The 19,047-nt window shown below is 73.6% G+C and carries 14 protein-coding genes; 6 read left to right on the top strand and 8 right to left on the bottom strand.

Going from position 1 to position 19,047, the window contains the following annotated elements; all coding sequences use genetic code 11:
* Positions 1-3: 3 nt before the first annotated feature.
* Positions 4-1,707: a DEAD/DEAH box helicase gene (locus OHA72_RS12935; protein WP_327008087.1), complete on the bottom strand. Its 1,704-nt coding sequence runs from the start codon at positions 1,705-1,707 to the stop codon at positions 4-6.
* A 244-nt stretch (positions 1,708-1,951) separates the two neighbouring features.
* On the opposite strand from OHA72_RS12935, the gene OHA72_RS12930 reads away from it, so the two are divergent.
* Positions 1,952-2,599, top strand: a complete 648-nt coding sequence (locus tag OHA72_RS12930; RefSeq protein ID WP_327008086.1) for a ferritin-like fold-containing protein — start codon at positions 1,952-1,954, stop codon at positions 2,597-2,599.
* 56 nt (positions 2,600-2,655) lie between these two features.
* On the opposite strand, the gene OHA72_RS12925 is transcribed toward OHA72_RS12930, so the two are convergent.
* Positions 2,656-2,889: a DUF3107 domain-containing protein gene (locus OHA72_RS12925; protein ID WP_203845037.1), complete on the bottom strand. Its 234-nt coding sequence runs from the start codon at positions 2,887-2,889 to the stop codon at positions 2,656-2,658.
* 75 nt (positions 2,890-2,964) lie between these two features.
* Entirely contained in the window at positions 2,965-3,603 is a 639-nt protein-coding gene (locus OHA72_RS12920) for a TetR/AcrR family transcriptional regulator (protein ID WP_327011545.1), read from the bottom strand.
* A gap of 344 nt (positions 3,604-3,947) precedes the next feature.
* On the opposite strand from OHA72_RS12920, the gene OHA72_RS12915 reads away from it, so the two are divergent.
* Genes OHA72_RS12915 through OHA72_RS12895 form a run of 5 tightly spaced genes read left to right on the top strand, consistent with a single transcriptional unit; the run spans position 3,948 to position 10,388 of the window.
* Entirely contained in the window at positions 3,948-6,392 is a 2,445-nt protein-coding gene (locus OHA72_RS12915; RefSeq protein ID WP_327008085.1) for a hypothetical protein, read from the top strand.
* 24 nt (positions 6,393-6,416) lie between these two features.
* Positions 6,417-7,454 carry an alpha/beta fold hydrolase gene (locus OHA72_RS12910; RefSeq protein ID WP_327008084.1) on the top strand — a complete coding sequence of 346 codons (1,038 nt, stop codon included), beginning with the start codon at positions 6,417-6,419 and terminating at the stop codon, positions 7,452-7,454.
* A gap of 7 nt (positions 7,455-7,461) precedes the next feature.
* Positions 7,462-8,331 (top strand): DUF3152 domain-containing protein, encoded by an 870-nt coding sequence (locus OHA72_RS12905; protein WP_327008083.1) that lies wholly within the window; start codon positions 7,462-7,464, stop codon positions 8,329-8,331.
* Between the two features lie 41 nt (positions 8,332-8,372).
* Positions 8,373-9,551 carry an adenylyltransferase/sulfurtransferase MoeZ gene (gene moeZ / locus OHA72_RS12900; protein ID WP_327008082.1) on the top strand — a complete coding sequence of 393 codons (1,179 nt, stop codon included), beginning with the start codon at positions 8,373-8,375 and terminating at the stop codon, positions 9,549-9,551.
* A gap of 42 nt (positions 9,552-9,593) precedes the next feature.
* Entirely contained in the window at positions 9,594-10,388 is a 795-nt protein-coding gene (locus OHA72_RS12895; protein ID WP_327008081.1) for a prenyltransferase/squalene oxidase repeat-containing protein, read from the top strand.
* Here OHA72_RS12895 and OHA72_RS12890 read toward each other — a convergent pair.
* The 5 genes from OHA72_RS12890 to OHA72_RS12870 all read right to left on the bottom strand — a co-directional run bounded on the left by OHA72_RS12890 (position 10,385) and on the right by OHA72_RS12870 (position 18,971).
* Entirely contained in the window at positions 10,385-12,550 is a 2,166-nt protein-coding gene (locus OHA72_RS12890; RefSeq protein ID WP_327008080.1) for an Hsp70 family protein, read from the bottom strand. The genes OHA72_RS12895 and OHA72_RS12890 overlap by 4 nt on opposite strands.
* 67 nt (positions 12,551-12,617) lie before the next feature.
* Positions 12,618-14,225 carry an FHA domain-containing protein gene (locus OHA72_RS12885; protein WP_327008079.1) on the bottom strand — a complete coding sequence of 536 codons (1,608 nt, stop codon included), beginning with the start codon at positions 14,223-14,225 and terminating at the stop codon, positions 12,618-12,620.
* A gap of 49 nt (positions 14,226-14,274) precedes the next feature.
* Complete coding sequence (locus OHA72_RS12880; RefSeq protein ID WP_327008078.1) at positions 14,275-15,477, bottom strand: serine/threonine-protein kinase; 1,203 nt, start codon at positions 15,475-15,477, stop codon at positions 14,275-14,277.
* 1 nt (position 15,478) lies between these two features.
* A complete protein-coding gene (gene cphA / locus OHA72_RS12875) occupies positions 15,479-18,169 on the bottom strand; it encodes a cyanophycin synthetase (protein ID WP_327008077.1) in 2,691 nt (896 codons plus the stop codon).
* Positions 18,159-18,971, bottom strand: a complete 813-nt coding sequence (locus OHA72_RS12870; RefSeq protein ID WP_327008076.1) for a cyanophycinase — start codon at positions 18,969-18,971, stop codon at positions 18,159-18,161. Before OHA72_RS12870 ends, cphA begins: the two co-directional genes overlap by 11 nt.
* Positions 18,972-19,047: the final 76 nt, after the last annotated feature.

Raw genomic sequence — 19,047 nt, 5'->3', positions numbered from 1 at the left:
AAATCAGGCGTCCTCGGTCGCGCTCGGCTCGGCGGCGTCGCTGCCGCCCCGGCCACGGCCACCCCGGCGGCGCCGGCGGGTGCGGGCGCGGGCCGTGCGGGCCTCGCCCTCCTCGCCGGCCGCGGTGACGACCGGACCGCTCTGCCCGGCGTCGCCGTCGGCGACCAGCTCGACGGCGTCGGACTCGCCCCGGCCGCGGCTGCGGCGGCGGCGCGGCTCGGCGGCCTCGGTGGTCTCCGCCACGACCAGCTCGGACGGGTCGACCTCACCGCGCCGCCGACGGCGCCGCGGACGGCGCGCTTCGTCGGTCGCCTCCGAGGAGGCGGGTGCGGCGGGTGCCGCCGACTCGCTGCGGCCGCGACCCCGTGGGGTGCGGGCGCCCCGGCCGCGGGGCTTGCCCTCGATGTCCTCGAGCTGCTCGGCGGCGAGGCCGGCGCGCTTGCGGTCGGCGGTCGGCAGGGACCCGGTGATGCCGTCGGGGATGCCGATGTCGGTCAGCAGGTGCGCGGAGGTGTGGTAGGTCTCCGGCGGCTCCGGCAGCTCCATGCCCAGCGTCTTGTCGATGATCCGCCAGCGGGGCATGTCCTCCCAGTCGACGAACGTCACGGCGACGCCCGTCGCGCCCGCGCGGCCGGTGCGGCCGATGCGGTGGGTGTAGGTGTCCGGGTCCTCGGGGCAGTCGTAGTTGATGACGTGCGTGACGCCGGAGACGTCCAGCCCGCGGGCCGCGACGTCGGTGGCGACCAGCACGTCGATCTTGCCGGCCCGGAACGCGCGCAGCGCCCGCTCCCGCGCGCCCTGGCCGAGGTCGCCGTGGACGGCGGCGGCGGCGAAGCCACGGAAGTCGAGGTCCTCGGCGACCCGGTCGGCGGCCCGCTTGGTCCGCGTGAAGATCATGGTCAGGCCGCGGTCGGTCGACTGCAGGATCCGCGCCACGATCTCGATCTTGTTCATCGGGTGCGTGCGGTAGATGACCTGCTTGGTCAGCGGAGACGCGCCGGTGCTGGCGTCGTGGTGCGCGTGGATCGTCATCGGGTGGCGCAGGAACCGCCGCGCCAGGGTCACGATCGGGTCGGGCATGGTGGCGGAGAACAGCATCGTCTGCCGGTCCTCCGGCAGCAGGGTCAGGATCCGCTCGACGTCGTCGAGGAAGCCGAGGTCCAGCATGCGGTCGGCCTCGTCGAGCACCAGGGCCCGCACGGCGTGCAGGCGCAGGTGCTTGCTCTTGGCCATGTCCAGCAGCCGGCCCGGGGTGCCCACGACGATCTCGACACCCTTCTGCAGGGCGTCGACCTGCGGCTCGTAGGCGACGCCGCCGTAGAGCGGGAGGACCCGGATGCCGCGGGTCTTGCCGGCGGCGGCGATGTCACGGGCCACCTGCAGACCCAGCTCGCGGGTCGGGACCACGACGAGTGCCTGCGGCAGGCCGTCGGCGCCCTCGGCGGGTGCGGTGACCCGGTCCAGCAGCGGGACGCCGAAGCCCAGCGTCTTGCCGGTGCCGGTCGGCGCCTGGCCGATGAGGTCGGTGCCGCGCAGCGCGATCGGCACGGCGTATTCCTGGATGGCGAACGCGTGGACGATGCCGACGGCGGCAAGGGCTGCCACGGTCTCCGGGCGGGCGCCCAGGTCGGCGAAGGTGGGTGCGTCTGGGCGCACGGGGGCGCGCGGGGCCACTGCTTCGGCGGCCTCAGTGTTGTCGATTGTCATGTTGTGCTCAGGGTGTCTCTCTCGCGGGAGCGCCCCTGGTGAAGCCGGGTGCGCTCAAATGGGTAGGGCGCGGGCCACACGCAACCGAAATGATCAAGGTCGCGGGCTACAAGCGCCGGGTGCCAGGACTAGGGTCCGTCCACGGCTATTGGAGCCATTGTACCGGCTAGCGGGCAGTTGCGCTCACCGCACCGCGGTGTGACACCGGGGCGCGCCAGGTGGACCGGCGATGTAGTGTGCCGTCGTGTCCGATCTCACTCCGCCCGCCTCGGCAGTGGTCGACCTGCTCGGCATGCTGGCGTATGGCGAGCTGGTCGCCTTCGACCGCATGGCGGCCGACGCGCGGCTCGCCCCCGACCTGCGCCGCCGGGCGGTGCTCAGCGAGATGGCCGGCCGCGAGATCAGCAACTACTGCCGCTTCGCCGACCGCCTCACGGAGCTGGGCGCGGACCCGGAGGAGGCCATGCGGCCCTACGTGCGGGCGGTGTCGGACTACCACGCGCAGACCGAGCCCGCCGACTGGCTGGAGGGGCTGGCCAAGGCCTATGTCGGCGACGGCATCGCCGACGACTTCACCCGGGAGGTCGCGGCGGTGCTCACCGGGCCGGACCGGGACCTGATCGTGGAGGTCCTGCACGACTCCCGGCACGCCGACTTCGCCGCCGACGAGCTGCGGGCCGCGATCGCCGCCGACCCGAAGATCGCCAACCGGCTGTCGATGTGGTCGCGCCGGCTGGTCGGCGAGGGCATCTCGCAGGCGCTGCGGGTCGCGGCCGAGCGGCCGTCGCTCGCCGAGCTGCTCGCCGTCGGCGGCACCGACTTCCAGGCGATGCTCAAGCGGCTGACCTCGGCGCACACCGCCCGCATGGGCGTCGTCGGGCTGAACAACTGACTCAGGCCCTGACCCGGTCCGGGGCAGGGCCTGAGCGTTATCGTCAACGCTTTTCGTCAACGCGCGGAAGAGAATCCAACCGGACGCGGCGACGACTCGGCGATCTCCACGTAGGCGATCTTGCCGACCGGGACGATCACCCGGCGGCCCTTCTCGTCGACGAGAGACAGCACACCCTTGTCGCCACCGTCGATCGCGTCGGTGACCGCAGCTTCAACCTCGGCGGATGACTGGTTGCTCTCCAGCACCAGCTCCCGAGGCGCATACTGCACGCCGATCTTGACCTCCACGTCTTCCTCCTTGATCGGGCTGCGGCGCGTCCGTGCCTCGGCGCGCACACCCAGTGTGGTTGAAGACTAACGCGATCAGGCGTGTTCCCCGTGCAGGGGGAAGCTTGCGATGCCGCGCCACGACAGCGCGGTCAGCAGCGCCTCCGCTTCGGGCTTCGCGACCTTGCGGCCACCGGCGACCCAGAAGCGGGCCGCGACCTCCGCCGCGCCGACCAGACCGGAGGCGAGCAGCTCCGCGCGCTCCAGGCTCAGGTCGGTGTCGGACATGATCGTGTCGGTGATCGCGGCGATGCAGCCGCTCTCGACCCGGTCCACCCGCTCGCGGACCGCGGGGTCGTTGCGCAGGTCCGACTCGAACACCAGGCGGAACGCTTCGCTCTCGTGGTCGATGAAGTCGAAATACGCCTGGATCGCGCCGCGGACCCGCTCCTTGTTGTCCGTCGTCGCCTCCATCGCGGCACGCATCCGGGACACCATCGCGTCACAATGCGTGTCCAGCAGCGCCAGATAGAGCTCCAGTTTGCCCGGAAAGTGCTGGTAGAGCACAGGCTTGGAGACGCCGGCCCGCTCGGCGATGTCGTCCATCGCGGCGGCGTGATAACCCTGTGCCACGAAAACCTGCTGCGCCGCGGCGAGCAGCTGCTTGCGGCGCGCCGACCGGGGCAGCCGCACCGGCCGTCCGGCCGACTGGGTGCCGCTCATCGCCGAGGTCATGTTCACCATCCGGATTTGGGTCGGGATTGCAACTTACCCCCTTTCCGCCCACACGGTAGCCTCACCTAGGGGCGACGGAGGAGCGCGCGGTGGACGAAACGGGGCAAGCCGGAAGCCCGCACGGGGCAGGCCCATATCGCGGAGGAGGACACACGGATCCGCAGAGGACACCGGACGGCACCCACGACGGTTCGACGCCGAGCGATGACGCGCTCGAGGCGATCGTCTCCGCGTGGCGCGAGCCTGCCACCGGCGCGGTTGCCGGTCGCGCATCGGTCAACGGCACCGCCGGCCCGCGCGGTCGCGCCGAGGTCCGCAGCGCCTATTCCGACATGCTCGCCCCGATGAGTCCCCCGGTCTCCGTCCCGCCGCCGGCGCAGCAGACCACGTCGCTGCACTACGGGCACTACGGGCCCGACGGCCAGGGCTGGCCGAGCTCCGTCAGCCAGCCCGAGACCAGCCAGTCCTTCCCCGCGACCGGGAGCATCCCCGTCGGCGGGCTCCAGGCGCAGCAGGACGGCGGCCAGGTCAACGGCGCGCACCCGGGCGGCCTCACCGGCGCCCAGCCGGCGACGCCCTCCGGCGGCACGGTCTACGGCGCCGCCGCGTCACCGTCCGCGCAGGCGCGCGACGAGGCCGTCCAGCCCACATCCGGCGGCTACGGCCCGCCGCCCTCCGCACTGGACCGTCTCACCGGCCAGCCCGCGCCCGTCGACCCCCGCGTCCGGGTGCACGGCGACAGCGGCCAGCCGCCCTACGGTGCCTATCCGGATCCGGCCTGGGGCTATGACACCCGGCCGCGCAACGGCGCGTATCAGGAGCAGGCGCACACCGCCAACGGCGCGGCCCGCCCCGACGCGCCCGCCGACGGCAACCAGGAGCAGTACGCACCGCAGGAGCAGTACGCGGCCCCGGAGCAGTACGCACCCCAGGAGCAGTACCAACCGCAGGAGCAGTACCAACCCCAGGAGCAGTACGGCGCCCAGGAGCAGTACCCGCCGCAGGGCTACCAGGCGCAGCAGTACCCGTCGCAGGAGTATCCGCAGCAGCAGTACCCGTCGCAGGAATACCCCCAGCAGCAGTACGCGCAGCAGCAGCCGCAGCCGGAGTATCCGCAGCAGGGGTATCAGCAGCAGGACGCGTACCAGGGCCAGACCGGCTACCGCCCGGACGGCTACGCGGCGTACGCCCAGCCCGAGAACGGCTACCAGCCCTACGAGCAGCAGCCGGCCGGTCCCGAGTTCGACTGGGCCGCGCCGCAGCACGACCCGGCGCAGGCGCAGGCCGCCCCGGCCGTGCCCGCCCAGCGGATGCCAGAGGACGACCCGCTCGTCGGCCCGCTGCCCCCGGAGCTGCTCGGCAACGCCACGCCGCTGTCGGCGGCCGAGCCGACGATGCCGACGTTCGCGTCGGAGCCGCCATATGCGCAGGACGTGCCGGCCGGGTCCGCCTACGGCGGCCCCGGCTACGCCGAGCCGGCCTACGCCGCGCCCGCCTACCCGCAGCATCCCGGCGACCTCACGGCGGCCGGCGAGGCCGACTACAACGGTCCCGAGCTGCCGCAGCGCGTACCGTCGCATCCCGACGTGCCACAGGTGCCGGAGGTGGAGGTCGAGCCGCTCGTCGCCGAGGCCACGCCGGCCGGTGGGGCGGAGCTGGCCAGGATCGCCACGTTCCTGCGCGAGGAGCGCGAGGACGAGGACGACGAGCCCAGCCTCGACGACCGCCCCGACGGGTTCGACATCCCGGCCGTGCTGCGCGCGGTGCAGGGCGTCGCCGGTGTCCGTGAGGCGACCCTGCGCAAGAACGCCGACGGCCTGCACACGCTGCGGCTCGAGCTGCTCGACGAGGCCGACCCGGGCCGGGTCAGCCGGGCGGTGGCGCGGCTGCTCAACGAGCGGATGGGCCTGGCCGCCGAGCCCAACCCGCCGGACCTGTCCGACCCGACCCCGCCGGCCCAGCGCCTGGCGGGCGCGCCGGTCAGGGGCAACGCGCCGCACAGCGCGCTGCCCGGCTACGGTCGTGAGGCCCGCAGGCGGCGCCCGGTCAGCGGCGTGCGCCGCCCGGCCGAGGCGCCCCGCCCCGACCTCGACGAGCTCCGGCCGCCGCCGAGCCCGCCGGGCCTGGTCGCCCGGCCCGGGCAGGAGGCCCTGACGCAGGTGCCCTCGATCGCACCGCCGGTCGAGCCCGCCACCGAGCCGGGCACCGAGCCCGAGCCCGCGACGGGTCCGAAGCCGCCGGGCGGCCGGCTGACCGGCACGGTGACGGGCCAGCTGGCCGGGCACCCGTCGGCGCCGTCGTCCAGCCCGGTCCTCGGCCCGCAGCCGCCGATCCCGGTCAACCGGGACGCGCCGCCGGCCCTGGTGCCGCAGTCCAGCTCCATCGTGTCGCCGCGCGTCATCATCGACCAGGTCGAGGTCAGCACGCAGGGCGTCGACGCGGTCGTGGAGGTGCGGCTGATCGCCGACGGGCACCCCGCGGTCGGTGTGGCCAGCGGGCCGGCGGTCGACGGGTACATCCTGCGGCTCTCCGCCGCCGCCGCGGCCTCCGCCGTGGACCAGCTGCTGGTCGACGTGGACGCGACCGCGCGGGCCCGGTGCTACATCGAGCACGCCGCGGTGGTGCAGCTCGGCGGGTGCGAGGTCGCCGTGGTGGTCCTGTTGCTGCTGTACGACGGGTGGGTCGAGCAGCTGACGGGCTCGTCGGTGAACTCCGGCGATCCACGTCAGGCTGTGGTCCGCGCCACCCTCGCGGCCGTCAACCGGCGCCTGGAGGCCCTGCTGCCGTAGTGCCGTTGAGGCACACTGGTAAGCATGAAGCGAGCTTCCCTTGTCCCGGAGTTCACCGTCCCGTCACCTGAGCGGCTGCCGGAGCGGTGGCCGGGGCGAGAGGTGGAGCTCGATGGGCTGAGGTCCTATGTGCGGGACACGCCGGCCACGGCACCCGGCGCGGAGCCGGCGTGCTACGTGCACGGCCTCGGCGGTTCGTCGACCAACTGGACCGACCTGGCCGGCGTGCTCGCCGGGCGCCTGGACGGCCAGGCGATCGACCTGCCCGGATTCGGGCACAGCGATCCGGCCCGCAGCTATTCGCTGACCGCGATGGCCGCGCACATCATCCGGTGGATCGAGCACAGCGACCGCGGCCCGGTCCACCTGTTCGGCAACTCGATGGGCGGCGCGGCCGTGGTCGTCACCGCGGCGCTGCGCCCGGACCTGGTGCGCAGCCTGACGCTGATCTCGCCGGCGATGCCGTTCCTCGACCCGCGCCGCTCGCTGCAGGGGCCGATCGTGCCGCTGCTGCTGCTGCCCAACGCGGCGAAGCTGGCGGCGCGGCGGATGTCGTCGATGGATCCCGAGGCCCTCGCCGCGATGGTGATCGAGTCCTGCTACGCCGACCCGACCCGCTACCCGGAGCAGCGACGCCTGGAGGCGATCGAGGAGGCGCGCCGCCGGCACTTGGTGCCGTGGTACGCCGAGGCGTACGTGGGCAGCCTCCGCGGGCTGGTGAGCAGCTTCCTGCGGGCGTACCTGCCGGGTGAGGGCTCGATGTGGCGGATGGCCGCCAGGATCCAGGCGCCGACGCTGGTGATCGCCGGGCGGCAGGACAAGCTGGTGGACATCCGCACCGCGCCGCAGGTCGCCCGGCTGGTGCCGGACAGCAGGCTGATGATGCTCGAGGGCGTCGGTCACGTGGCGCAGATGGAGGTGCCACGCACCGTGGCCCGCGCCGTGCTCGGCCTCCTCGACGAGCTGCAGGGCGCACCCGCCCAACAGGCCACCCAGCAGGTTGCAACTCAGGTGCGGGACGGGGTGCGCCAGCGCGCGCCGCAGGTGCGCATGGCAAGCTGACCAATCGATGGCGAGCCGGCTGAGCAGCGACCGCCGGCGGCTGCCGGTGCCGCTGCCGAGTGACCCGCGGCAGGCCCGTGAGGTGGTCCGGGCCGAGCAGCGCCGCCGGCGTGAGCAGATCCGCCGGCGGCGGTACATCGTCGCGGGCGTGATGCTCACCGCCTTCGTGATCGCCGCCGCCGGGCTGGGCCGGCAGCTGTTCTTCACCGGCGACCCCGACGACACGCCGGTGACGGTCGCCGCGACCCGTGGGCCGGCGCCGATGCTCGACCCGCCGAGCATGCCCGCGAGCCAGCCGCCCGAGGCGGGGCCGGCAAGCGCCGCCGGCACGTTCGCCTACGCCAGCAGCGCCGGGCCCGTCGCCGGTGGGGCCGGTGCGGTCAAGAAGTACCGGATCGCGGTGGAGAACGGCAGCGGCCAGCAGGCCGACGCGTTCGCCACGGCGGTCGAGCAGGTGTTCGCCGACCCGCGCGGCTGGACCGCGACCGGCCAGGTGCGCCTGCAGCGGGTCGCCGGGCAGGGCACCGCCGACTTCACCATCTTCCTCGCCACGCCGGTCACGTCGGAGCAGATCTGCGCGTCGGCGGGCCTGCACACCGCGGGCTACAGCTCGTGCCGGATCACCGGCAAGGTCGTCATCAACCTGGCGCGCTGGCTGACCGGGGTACCCGACTACGGCGCGCCGGTCGCGGACTACCAGAGCTACGTCATCAACCACGAGGTCGGCCACGAGCTCGGCAACGGCCACGAGGCCTGCCCCGGCCCCGGAAAGCCCGCCCCGGTCATGCAGCAGCAGACCTACGGGCTGAAGGGCTGCGTCGCCAACGCGTGGCCGTTCGTGGACGGTCAGCGGTACTCCGGAGCCAAAGTGCCGTAGGTCACGTGGGTTTGCCGTGCCGGCGCGGCAGAATGAGAACCATGTCGTTGCCTCCACTGGTCGAGCCCGCCGCCGACCTCACAATCGATGAGGTCCGCCGCTACTCCCGGCACCTGATCATCCCGGATGTGGCCACCGCCGGGCAGAAGCGCCTGAAGAACGCGCGCGTGCTGTGTGTGGGTGCGGGTGGCCTCGGCTCGCCGGCGCTGATGTATCTGGCCGCGGCCGGTGTCGGCACGCTCGGCATCGTCGAGTTCGACACCGTCGACGAGTCCAACCTGCAGCGCCAGATCATCCACGGCCAGTCCGACATCGGCCGGCCGAAGGCGGAGTCGGCGCGCGACTCGGTCCGCGAGATCAACCCGTATGTCAACGTCGTGGTGCACAACGAGGCCCTCGACAACGACAACGTGATGGAGATCTTCGCGCAGTATGACCTGATCGTCGACGGCACCGACAACTTCGCCACGCGATACATGGTCAACGACGCGGCGGTGCTGCTCGGCAAGCCGTACATCTGGGGCTCGATCTACCGCTTCGACGGTCAGGCGTCCGTCTTCTGGGCCGAGCACGGCCCCTGCTACCGCTGCCTCTACCCGGAGCCGCCGCCGCCCGGGATGGTCCCCTCCTGCGCTGAGGGCGGCGTCCTCGGCGTGCTGTGCGCCTCGATCGGCGCCATCCAGGTGACCGAGGCGATCAAGCTGCTGACCGGCGTCGGCGACTCGCTGCTGGGCAGCCTCATGGTCTACGACGCGCTGGAGATGAGCTACCGCAAGATCAGGCTCCGCAAGGACCCGAACTGCGCCATCTGCGGCGAGAACCCGACGGTGACCGCGCTGATCGACTACGACGACTTCTGCGGCGCCGTCTCCGACGAGGCCCAGGCCGCGGCGCTCGGCTCGACGATCACCGCGACCGAGCTCAAGGACTGGCAGGACTCGGGCAAGCCGATCGAGCTGATCGACGTGCGTGAGCCCGCCGAGTGGGAGATCGTGCGGGTGCCCGGAGCGCGGCTGGTGCCGAAGGGCGAGATCCTCAACGGCAACGCCCTCGCCGACCTGCCGCAGGACCGCCAGATCGTCCTGTACTGCAAGAGCGGCGTCCGCTCCGCCGAGGCATTGGCGGCCGTCAAGGCGGCCGGCTTCAAGGACGCCGTCCACGTGCAGGGTGGTGTCGTGTCGTGGGTGAAGACCGTCGATCCGTCACTGCCGGTGTACTAGTCACCCACACGCAGGGAGCGGGCGGGCGGTAGCGTACGGCCCATGGTCGACCTTGATGCCGCGATCGGCTACGTCGTCGCACACGGCGACGCCGTTGATCGCGCCCGCCTCGCCTGGCTGCGCACCGGCCAGTTCCCACCGGCAGATGTGCTGGAGAAGGCCGAGATCGGCCAGTCGCCCGACGGCGGCTGGCCGGCGCTGTGGGGCGCCGACATCGCCTCCGTCGACGCGACCTGTTTCCGGCTCGGCGAGCTCGACGACCTCGGTGCGATCGACCGGCCCGCGGCCCGCCGGGCCCTCGCGTGGCTCGGCGGCAGCCAGCGGCCCGACGGCATGTGGGAAGAGGACGCCTCCCTGGCGGGGATCGCCCCGCCATGGGCGCAACCCGGCGACGACGAGGCGAAGCTGTACCTGACCACCAACGCCGCCTACTGGCTGGTCGTCGGCGGCCCCAACAACGGCGACGACCAGCACGCCACCAGGGTCGCCCGCGCCGCGGAGGCGTTCCGGGCGTCGCTGCGCCCCGACGGCAGCTGGCCGTCGTTCCTGGTCGCGGGCTGGCTCGGCTGCGCCGTGCTGTATCACCTGGGCTGGTTCTACGAGTCGGCGCAGATCCAGGTCGCGCTCGCCGACCGGGTGCCGCAGATGACCGCCGCGGACACCGCGTCGCTGTATGCGGCGCTGCGGCGGGTCGGCATGTCGCCGGAGGACTGGCTGCTCAGCGCCGCCCGCAAGCGCCTCAACGAGACGCAGCGCAGCGACGGCGGCTGGGAGAGCGACGACGGCGTGCAGTTCAACGTGCACACGACCCTGACGGCGATCAGGGCCCTGCGCTAACCCGCGATCGTGAACTCCCAGTCGTAGGCGTCCCAGCTCTTGGTCGTGATGTTGAACTGGGTGCTGCCCTCGTAGGACTCGGAGCCCTTGCGGATCTGGATGATGGTCGTGCCGCCTTCGTCCAGCTGGAGGTAGCCCGCGTGCACGGCGGCCGTGCAGACCGAGGAATCCGTCGTGTAGGGCCCGTTGCCCCAGACGTCGCCCGGTTTGCCGTTCTTCGGGCACGTGTACCTGATCAGCTTGCCCTCGTAGCCCTCGTACTCCTTGGCGGTGGTGCTCCAGTTGCTGTCGTCGCGCTCGGCGTCGACCTGGGCGGGCGGCTCGGTGGTCTCGCCGGTCTCGCCGCCACCGCCGTCCGGCCCCTCGGTCTGGCTCGAGGTGTTGTCCTTGCCGCCGTCGTCGCCGCCGAGCTTGGTCAGGCCGTAGATGCCCAGGCCGACCACCAGGAGCACCACCACGGCGACCGCGGCGAGGACCCCGGTGCGGCGCTGCCCTCCCCCGGCGGCCGGCGCCGGCTGGGCGGCCGGTCGGGGCGGCGGCGGGGGCGCTGCCTGGGACGCGGCGCCGTACCCGGTGGGCGGCACGGACGCACGGCCCGGCGCGGGCGGCTGTGTCGGCGGCTGCGCGGGCGACGACGGCGCGGGCGCGAACGACGGCGTGGGCGACTGGTGTGCCGCAGGCGGCGGGTAGCCCGGCGACTGCTGCGCGGCCGGGAACGGCTGGGCCGGCGACTGCTGCGCCGTCGACGGGTGCGCCGGCGACGGGTGCGCGGGTGACGGCTGCGCCGGCCCGGGCGGGGCGGCGTAGCCCGACGGCGGAGTGTAGCCGGCGTCCTGGGCGAACTGCGACGACGGCTGCGACGAGACCGGCGACGCGGAGAACCCCGGTGACACGGGGGCCGCCGACATCGGCACTCCCGAGACCGGCATGGAGACCGACCCGGAGACCGAGGTCGGCGCCGACGCCGGAGGAGCCGACGCCGGGAAGCCCGGACCGGACACGGGCGAGCTGGACACGGGTGCGCTGGAGACCGGCGGGGCCGAGACCGGGAACCCGGAGGCCGGCGGCGCCTGGCCGGCGGGGCCGGCCTGGGCGGGCACGCCGAGGCTGCCCTGCGCCACGACCATCTCGGGCTGCTCGACCGCGGTCGGGGCCTTGCCGAGGGCCTGATGCAGCAGCGTCGCGACGAGCGGGATCCGGCTGCCGCCGCCGACGAGGAACACCCCGGCGACGTCGGCCGGGGTCAGCCGGGCCGCGGCGATGGCCGCCCTGGTCGCGGTGACCGTCGCGGCCAGGATCGGGCGGGCCAGCTGCTCGAACTGGTCGCGGCCGAGGGGGACGTCCTCGTCGTACATCGGGATGTGGATCATCGTCGACGACGTGCGGGACAGCATCTCCTTGGCGGCCCGGACGTCGTCCCAGAGCAGCCGGTTGGCACGGCGTTCGGCGCTGGTGGTCGGGTGGACGAGCCGGTTCCAGGAGGCGGGGTCGCGGGTGGACTGGCTCGCGCCGAGGTAGCCGACGATCGCGGCGTCGATGTCGAGGCCGCCGCTGGTGCTGAGCCCCTCCGCGGCGAGGACCTCGAACGTGCCCGGTCCGTGCCGCACGACGGATGCGTCGAAGGTGCCGGCGCCCAGGTCGTACACCACGAAGGCCGAACCGGGGCGGACGTCGGTGCCGTCCAGTGTCCGGAACACCTCGGCCGCGGCGACAGGCTCGGGCACGAGCGTCACGGTCCCGAGGCCGGCGCGTTCGGCGGCGGCGAGGAGCACCCCGCGCCGGGTGTGCGCCCAGGCCGCCGGGCAGGTGATGGTGACCTGCCCGATCTGCCCGCCGGCGACCCGTTGCGCCTCGCCGTTGACCCGGGCCAGCACGGCCGCGAACAGGTCGACGGTCGCCACCTCGTGGTCACCGAGCAGCACGGAGGACTCGTCGATGCGGCGCTTGGGGTTGGGCTCGAACCGCTCCGGGCTGACCCTGGCGGCGTGCACCGCGTCGCGCCCGACGAGCAGACCCGTCTGCGGGTCGGCGTAGACCGCCGAGGGGAGCGTCGGCGAACCATCGAAGAGCAGTGGCCGGACGTGGCCGTCAGGCCACGCCAGCATCGCCGCGGTGTTCGAGGTGCCGAAGTCGATGCCAAGCCGGTAACCTCGCGCGTCCACAGCGCCAATATACGGACCCGGCACCATCGCGAGATCCTCTCAACGGATCTGTCGATACGCCAGGTGACTAATCGACCAGTCGCAGCGCGACGGTCGGGGCGTCGAGCAGCACCGAGGCGGGCTCGGAACCGACGATGGTCTGCAGCCGGTGGTCGCCGACGATCAGCTCGACGCCGGTGTACAGCTCGACGGAGTCCCATCCGGTCAGCTGGTAGGACTTGCGGTAGATCCGTTCGGTCTCCTCCTTGATCTCGGGGGCCGGACGTTTCCAGATGAGGGTGCCGTTCTCGCTGGTGTCGGTGACGACGGGGCGGCCGTCGCGGACCTCCAGCTTGAGGTGCTCCTTGGCGATCCAGGCGGCCGCGGCCTCGTGCAGCCACTGGCCGACGGCGATGTCCTCGGGGTCGGCGGGCTCGCGGCCGACGATCACGGGATGGTCGGCGCCGACCACGAACCGGCGCCGGGCGAGGTCCTCGACGACCACGGACACGGCGAACGCGGCCGGACGCGGGCCGATGTCCTTGACGGCCTCGCCGTGGCGGGGGCAGGCGGGGACGCCGGCGCGCATGCGCGGGACGGGCTGGCCGATGCGGCGGAAGCGGCCGAAGGCGGGGCAGTCGGGCTCGTTGCAGCGCCACTCGCGGGCCATCAGGGCGGAGCCGACGCCGCTGGGGTCGGCGCGGGTGAACCGGCGGCGCATCACGCGGGTGCGACCGGCCCGCTGCGAGCCGCGGGCGGTGAACGTCTGCAGCCCGTCGGGCCGCCCGCCCTGCTGGGCCGCGGCGGCGGGCTTCGGCGCCGCGCCGGACGGCCGCGGGGACGGCTTCGAGGGCACGGCGGCGGCGCTTCCCGACGGATCCGAAGTATCGGAAATGTCCGCGGAGTCCGAGGAGGCCCCGGAACCGGCGACGGCGCCCGAGCCGGCAGCGGCACCTGCAGCGCCCGAACCGGCGGCATCCGAACTGGCGGCATCCGAACTGGCGGCATCCGAACTGGCAGCGCCCGAATCAGGAGCGGCTGCGGCGGCGGTCGCGGCTGCGGCGGCGCCCGAGGCTGCGTCCGCGGACCCAGCGGCGGACCCAGCGGCGGCCGCCGGCGACTCGGGTACGGCGTCGTCGGCCGGTTCGAGCGGGATGATCGGCAGGGTCGCGGTGCCCTTCACGACCAGGCGTTCCTTGCCGTCCTTGGGCGGGGTCGGCTCGCCGCCCGGGGTGAGGACGGCGCCGCCCGCGCGGGGCGTGAGTCGCAGGACCCGCTCGGGGCTGTCGACCAGCCACGGGAAGCGGGCGGCGAACTGCGGCTGGTCCCGCACCACGATCAGCGGCAGGCCGGTGAAGTCGGCGATCTCGACGGGCCGGTCCGCGACGACGGGCGTGACCTCGATGAGGCCGTCGTCGGCCCACCGGCCGAGCACCATGCGCTCCTTCGACGTGAGCGCGGCCTCGGACAGCGCCTCACGGCCGACCACCGGGTAGAGCATCGCGCCGGCGTCGATGAGGTACCGGCTGAGCGCGTCCACGACCATGCCGAGGCGCAGGAGGTTGATCGGGCGGCCACCGTCGAGGGCCACGAACCGGGCGACGTCGGCGAGGTCGACGACGGCCTGGGCGAGCGTGACGTCGGTGGTCAGCCGTTGCTCGATGGTGTCCATGACCCGGCTGACTTCGAAGCGCACGGGGCCCCTCCCTATCCCTCGACCCGGACACCATAGGGCATCACCGAGATCAGACTTGTGTACCAGTCGGGAAGGTTGCACGCCATAAGCAATGAAAAGGTTCAGCCACCACTTTTCTTGCTCTTGCCTTTACCCTTGCCCTTTTTCGGGCCTCCGGCCTTCCCGTCGGTGGCGGCGCCGGCGGCGGGGTCCGTGGCCGGTGCGGTGACGGCCTGCGTGGCCGGGTCGTCGGCGGCCGGCGGTTCGGCCGGCTGCGGGTGGCGGAGCCGTCCGGCGACGGCGTCGAGGATGCCGGGGTCCAGGCCGCGACCGGGTCGGGGCCCTGCGCGGCGGCGCCGGCGGCGCCCAGTCCGAGCAGCAGCACGGCCGCGGCGGCGACGGCTCCCCGCCGCTTGGCCGACCCGCCCGGAGTGACCCCGCTCCGCAGGGCGCGCAGCAGGTCGGCCGACGACCGCAGCCGCACGGTGATCCGCCGGGTGGCCGGCGGCGCGGCGAACAGCGTGGCCAGGTCCGCGGCCGCGGGCCGGTTGCCGGGCGCCTTCGCGAGGCAGCGCAGCAGCGCGTCGGCCACGCCGTCGGGCAGGGCCAGCGAGGCGGGCAGCGGCGCCGGTGCCAGCTTGCGGTGCGCGTGCAGCATCTCCTCGGTGGTGGTGACCGGCCAGGGCAGCGCGCCGGTGAGCATCCGGTGCAGGACGACGCCGAGGGCATACACGTCGGTGGCGGGCGACGGCGGGATGCCGCGGAGGCGTTCCGGCGCCAGGTACGCGGGCGTGCCGAGCAACTGGCCGGTGTCGTCGCCGGCGACCGCGGACACGCCGAAGTCGACGAGCTTCGCCCCGGCGTCGGTGAGCACGACGTTGGCGGGTTTGACGTCGTGGTGGACGAGGCCGCGGGCGTGCACGGCGGCGAGGGCGGAGGCGAGCTGGGCCGCGGTCCGCAGCGCCGCCGTGACCTGCAGCGGTCCGCCGGTACGGTGCAGCAGCGCTTCGAGGGACTCGCCGTCGATGAGTTCCATGACCACGTACGGCGTGCCGCCGGCGGTGTGGCCGAAGTCGTACACGGCGGCGATGTTGGGGTGGCTGAGCACGGCGGCGGCGCGGGCCTCGGCCTGGATGCGGCGGTGGGACGCCGGGTCGGCGGCGTCCGTGAGCTGCTTGACGGCGACGGGCCGGCCCAGCACCTCGTCGTGGGCGCGCCACACGACGGACATGCCGCCGGCACCCAGTTGCTCGATCAGCCGGTAACGCTCCACCTCATACAGATGCCCCGATGAGCGGGAACGACACGTGTGGATCGGGGACGGCCTCGGCGCCAAGGGTGTGCAGCAGCGAGAGGACGGGTTCGATCTTCTCGTACAGCAGCAGCACCACGTCGCCGGGGCGGGCCATGGCCAGGGCGGCGGGGACGGCCTCGTCGACGGTGCGCACGACGGTGCACTGCGCCGACGGCGAGGTGGCGATCAGCTCGTCGTGCAGCAGGGCCGGGACCTCGCCGGGTGAGCGGCCCCTGCGGTCGCTGTCCTCGTAGAGGACGACCCGGTCGAAGCGGACGCCGATCTCCCGGGCCGACTCGCGCAGCAGGTCGTCGCGGCGGTCGCCGGGCAGGGTGACGGCGGCGACGGCACGGGAGGTGCCCCAGATGCGTTCGACGAGGTCGCCGACGGCGCGGATGGCGGCGGGGTTGTGCGCGTAGTCGACGAGGACGTCGGTCCCGCCGAGCCGCAGCAGCATGCCCCGGCCAGGGTTGTCGGCGGGGTCGTCGGTGAAGCTGCGGAGGCGTTCCGCGACGCGGGCGGTGGCGACGCCGAGGACCCGGGCGGCGGCGGTCGCGGCGAGGGCGTTGGCGACCAGATGGCGGGCGGCGCCGCCGAAGCCGCCGCCGAGCTCGTGCACGGCGAGCAGCGGGATCCAGCGGCGGTCGGCGAGCTCGACGAGCCAGCCGTCGGCGAGCAGGTACGCCCGGCCGCCGGTGTCCCAGTGCCGCCGGATGAGCGGGTTGCGCGCGTCGAGGCTGCACCAGATGATCTCGCGCTTGGCGAACCGGCCGTCCGGGTAGGCGGCGAGGCCGCGGCTGCGCGCGTCGTCGGCGTTGAGCACGACGGCGCCGCCCTCGCGGACGCGTTCGCCGACGAGGCACTTGAGGGCGACGAGGTCCTCGACGCTCTCGATGCCGTCCTGGCCGAGATGGTCGCCGGTCAGGTTGGTGATGACGCCGACGTCGCTCCAGTCGTAGCCGAGGCCCTGGCGCAGCAGGCCGCCGCGAGCGGTCTCGAGCACCGCGGCGTCGACGGTGGGGTCGCTGAGCACGACGCGGGCGGAGCGCGGGCCGGTGGCGTCGGCGCGCTGGACCAGCCGGCCGCCGATCGCGATGCCGTCGGTGGTGGTGACGCCGACGCGCAGGCCGGCGCCGTCGAGCAGGTGCGCGGTGAGGCGGGCGACGGTGGTCTTGCCGTTCGTGCCGGTGATCGCGACGATCGGGATCCGCGACGGTGAGCCGGCCGGGTACAGCGCCTCCACGACCGCGGCGCCGACGTCGCGGGCGGTGCCGTCGCTGGGGTCGAGGTGCATGCGCAGCCCGGGTGCGGCGTTGACCTCGATGACGCCGCCGCCGGTCGCGACCCCGGTCGGTGGCAGCGGCGCGGCGATCGACGGCAGGCGCAGGTCGAGCCCGGCGATGTCGAGGCCGACGATCGCGGCGACCCGGCGGCACAGGTCGGCGACGGAGGAGTGGACGAGGTCGGTGACGTCGACGCTGGTGCCGCCGGTGGAGAGGTTGGCGTTCTCACGCAGCCGCACGACCTGCCCGTCGGCGGGGACCGCGTCGACGTCGAGGCCCTGGCGCAGCAGCAGGGTGCGCGCGACGTCGTCGACCGTGAGCCGGGTCAGTGCCCTGGCGTGGCCGACGCCGCGGCGCGGGTCCTCGTTGGCGCGGGCGATCAGGCCGGCCACGTCGGTGGCGCCGTCGCCGACGACGTGCGCGGCGACCCGCTCGGCGGCGGCGACGACCTGGCCGCCGACGGTCAGCACGCGGTAGTCACGGCCGGTCAGCTCGCGTTCGACGACAGCGTCGTCACCGCCGGCGGTGGCCGCCTCGTATGCGGCACGCAGCGCGTCGGGCGTGTCGACGCCGAGGAACACATGCATCCCCTGGCGGCCCTGCCGGGGTTTGACGACGACGGGCGGGCCGAGCTCGGCGAAGAGGTCCAGGGCCTCGGCGAGGGATGCCGCGGCGCCGCCGCGGGGGACGGGGACGCCGGCCTCGTCGAGCAGCCGCCGGGTGAGCTCCTTGTCGGAGGCGATGTCGACGCCGATGGCGGAGGTCTGGTCGGTGAGCGCGGCCCACACCAGCCGGCGGTGCCGGCCGTAGCCGAGCCGCAGCAGGCTCAGCTCGCCGACCCGCTCGACCGGGATGCCGCGGTCCCGGGCGGCGTCGGCGATGGCGGTGGTGCTCGGCCCGCTCTTCTCCCGCTCGTACGTGCGGTGCAGCTGCGCCAGTTCGTCGTCGATCTGCACGGGTTCGCCGCGCAGCGCCGCCAGTACACCCGCGATGGCGAGGGACAGCAGCGCCTCGGCGAGGCGGGAGCCGGGTGGCTCGTCGAGCGGGCACTCGGTGACGACGTCGTATTCGCCGGGCACGCCGGTGCCCTCGGTGCGGCCGAAGTTGACCTGGCGGCCGATGCGCTGGGACAGCTCGATCGCGACGTGCTCGGCGGTGTGGCCGAAGTAGGTGCCGCCGACGAGCCGCTTGACGAAGCCGCCGGGCTCGCCGAAGGCGCAGTGGTGCTCGGCCAGGCCGGGGAACGCGGCCAGGAGCCGGTCGGTGAAGCCGGGGTAGTCGCTGCTCTCGCGCCCGGTCAGCCCGTCGAGCAGTACCCGGGTGACCTGGACGGGGCGCGCGACGTACCGGTTGGGTCCGCGCAACCGGCGGCTGCTCTCAATGCGCATGATCTTGTTCCGATCTCTTGATGGCCGCCCGCTCGGTGAGGTTGAACCGCCAGCCCGCCGGCAGCACGTGCAGCTGGGCGCCGCACAGGGCGATCGGCCCGCCGTCGTCGGACAGGGTGGCGCTGATCGTGCGGGCCTGGCCGGCGTCGATGACGGTGACGGAGCCCGAGCCGAGGACCTCGAACACGTCACCCTCGACGAGGATGGCGGTGTTCTCGTCGATGCCGAGACCGAGCTCGTGCGGGAACATCGCGATGGCGCTGAGCAGCCGGTTGAGCCGCCCGCGCTGGGCGAAGTGCATGTCGATGAGCACGCCGGGCAGGAACTCCATGCCGGGGCCGGTGCGGACGCTGCCGGTGGACACCGACGCGATGCTGCCGCCCAGGATCATCGTGCTCGACATCATCGCGGCGCCGGCGCTGGTGCCGGCGAGGATCATGCCGTCGGCGAGCCGGGCGTGCAGCGCGGTGTCGACCTTGGAGCCGCCGACGACGGTGGTGATGCGCAGCTGGTCGCCGCCGGTGAAGAAGACGCCGGTGGCGCGTTCGATGGTGGCGACGGCGCGGGGGCTGTTGCTGTCCTCGCGGTCGTCCAGGCGCAGCGGGGTGACACGCTGCGCGCCGAGGCGATGGAAAACCTCGGCGTATTCCTTCTCGCGCTGCTCGGGGCTCTCGCTCGCGGTCGCGATCACCACGAGGTGCGCCTCGGGACCACCGGCGAGCAGCACGAACCGTTCAAGAATGGCGTCATCACCGGCGTCGTGGCTCTCCGCACCACCGATGACGAGCAGCTTTCCCGGCATCCCACCTCCACACTCCCTTCATCTTGCGGTTCGTCGCGAGGCAGGGCGTTGCTTATTGACCAGGGTCTACGTACAG

Source organism: Dactylosporangium sp. NBC_01737 (assembly GCF_035963215.1).
In the GTDB taxonomy this organism is placed as follows: domain Bacteria; phylum Actinomycetota; class Actinomycetes; order Mycobacteriales; family Micromonosporaceae; genus Dactylosporangium.
This window is presented reverse-complemented; position numbering and strand designations above follow the sequence as displayed.